Source organism: Polaromonas sp. CG_9.5 (genome assembly GCF_035984465.1).
GTDB lineage: Bacteria > Pseudomonadota > Gammaproteobacteria > Burkholderiales > Burkholderiaceae_C > Polaromonas.
In genome coordinates, this window is record NZ_JAXCHR010000060.1 from 1 (window position 1) to 2,328 (window position 2,328).

Sequence of the window (2,328 nt, forward strand, 5' to 3'; positions counted from 1 at the left end):
TGTACTTGGCCCTTGATGTCTTTGTCATTTTCGTTTTCCTTGTCTGAATTGAACCACTCAGCAAGGGATACGTTTTCTGGGGGCAAGGTCAGAATGGTGCCGGCTGGCCGTCAGGATCGATCAGCACCTGCAGCAGCTTGCCGCACAGAGGGCGTCAACGCCCCCATGCCATCATCGAGCGCATGATGGGCTGCGCGCCCGATCTGAACACTATCTGGGTCGCGGCATCCGAAGCCGAACGCATACAAAGCATCCCGGCCCTATGACGCCATGGCGCAGTTGTCCGAGCCGCACCGGCAATCCCCCCAAGGCGACCTCCAGCGTTCTGGCTGTCCCTGGGTTTTGACGCTGCCGGACCCCAGGCGACACGCCTGGCCACCATCAGGTACGGGCTACCCCTCCCCAGGAGGAAGTGACGAAGGACGGTAGAAATCCCCCACGTCGCCCGGACTTTAGCCCTGTGGCTGTGCGTTGATCAGGATTGCAAAACCGGGCTCCCGCTGTCCGGCATCAAGCGCGTCGTCTCGACCTGACCCGTGCCGGCCGCGATGCCGCCCTTCGAATCCTGCACGGCCAGCCGGGTGGCAATGACACGCATCAGCTCAGTCACCTGCACTTGCAAGGCGTGCACCTGGCCACCTAATCGGGCAGCGTCCTCCCGCGCCGTGCTGGCGGCCTGGCCCGCGTTGCCAAGTTTCGTCTCGGCCGCCTCAAGCCGTTTCTGAACACTGGCTTCCTGCTGGCTCAGTGCCTGCCTGGCCGCTGCGGTCTCGGCCTTGGCAATGGCCACTTCCTTGTTCAGCGCCTCCCGTGTATCGCTCGCGTTCTTGCTTTGCTCGAGCAGTTCATCGCGCTGCATCTTTACCGCGTCTTGATGAGAACTGCGTTCGTCCTCCAGCAGCTTGTTGAGCCCGTCCAGTTGAGCAGCGTGCCCCAAGCCAGCCGCCTGGCTTTCACGCTCCTGCGTGGCCAGACGATCACCCAGTTGGCTCAATTTGCGAGTACCCACCTCATTCAAAGCCTGGGCGTCGGCCAGTGCCTTTTGATGCGCTTCCTCCTCTGTCTCCGCCTGGCTGAGCTTGGTCTGCAGCTCATTGACTACCACCGCCGCATCGGCTAGTTCTGCCTTGTCTTTTCCGCTCTGCTCATCCGCCGAGCGCTGAATCTGGTGCACCCGGCGTTCCGCAGCCTGAACGGCCTTGTTGTTCAGTGAATTGGCCAGCGCGGCCATGCGCTCGCACAAAGCTTGGGTTACCGCCGCCAGTTCCTCGGCCATCTCCAGCGGCAGCTCGGTAGCGACCGGCGCAAAGGGCACCGCCGTCTGGCCACTCACGTGTTCTTCCCACACTTTCAACAGCCGCTCGGGCTTGCCGCCCCCCGTTTTCGTGCGCAAGGCATAACCGTTGACCAAGCGGCCTACCGCCAGCAGCTCCTGGCCGGCCTTAACGATGTCTTGATCGGGAATTTCTGGGTTTCGCATGCGGCACTCCTGGGGTTGGAAGCCTGCAGCATAGAACAAACCCATGAAATCACCAAATTTACCTACTTAAAAAACAAACAAAACAAACTTATAAATAATATTTTGTAAGTTTGTTTTGTTAAACTAGCTTCAGGAACGAAAAATAGGTGTTTTCAAACCCTGCCCTTGTCATGCCCGGCTTCAGCAGAAGATGTCTCCTGTCGCCAGGATCAGTTTTGAGCTGCATGCGGCCTCAAGCGGGCCACCCAGCAGGCAGAGATCATCCGCCTGTCCCCGCCAGGGTCTGCTGAGGCCTTGTAGTGCGCTTTTGAGCGCAGGCGCAGACGTCTTGGACGCGCAGTGACGCCATTGTTCGAGAGGGTCTTGCTGGGCAGCAGGCATGACCGCACCGCGTTCGATTACGGTGCCGAGCTGCTCAACCGCTATTTTTCCCAGCAGGTTTCGCAGGATGTCCGGCGTAATGACAGCAGGCCCTCTGGCGCGGTTTCTATAAGGAAGGTAGCAACCCCCTGCTAAAACGCTTTTAACGCCGCTGGCAGCCTGTTACGGCCCTCAGTTGGCCATTTCGGCTCAGCATCTCCACCGAACTTTCTGTTGGACTGCATATTTGGCCAACCCAGTCAGACAGGATAGTGCCCGGCATGAGGCAAATACCGGTGGCGATGCCCTTCATTACCAAACTGGCTGTTGGGGGCGACCTTGCGTCGCGGGCGAAGCCCTGACGGACACGAAGTGCCGTCTTGACTTGGGGCGGGGTGACCTTGCCCCTGGATTCCGTATCCCATAACCGAGATCATGAACGGGCTTGATGGGCCTGAGCCGCAAGCCAGTTTTCCTCAAACTGCATC

1 protein-coding gene is annotated in these 2,328 nt (G+C 59.4%); it reads right to left on the bottom strand.

Annotated elements, in window-relative coordinates; translation table 11 throughout:
- Positions 1 to 475 precede the first annotated feature (475 nt).
- Positions 476 to 1,480, bottom strand: coding sequence for a DNA-binding protein (locus RCH06_RS17750; RefSeq protein WP_327082788.1), 1,005 nt, complete (start codon positions 1,478 to 1,480; stop codon positions 476 to 478).
- Between the last annotated feature and the right edge of the window lie 848 nt (positions 1,481 to 2,328).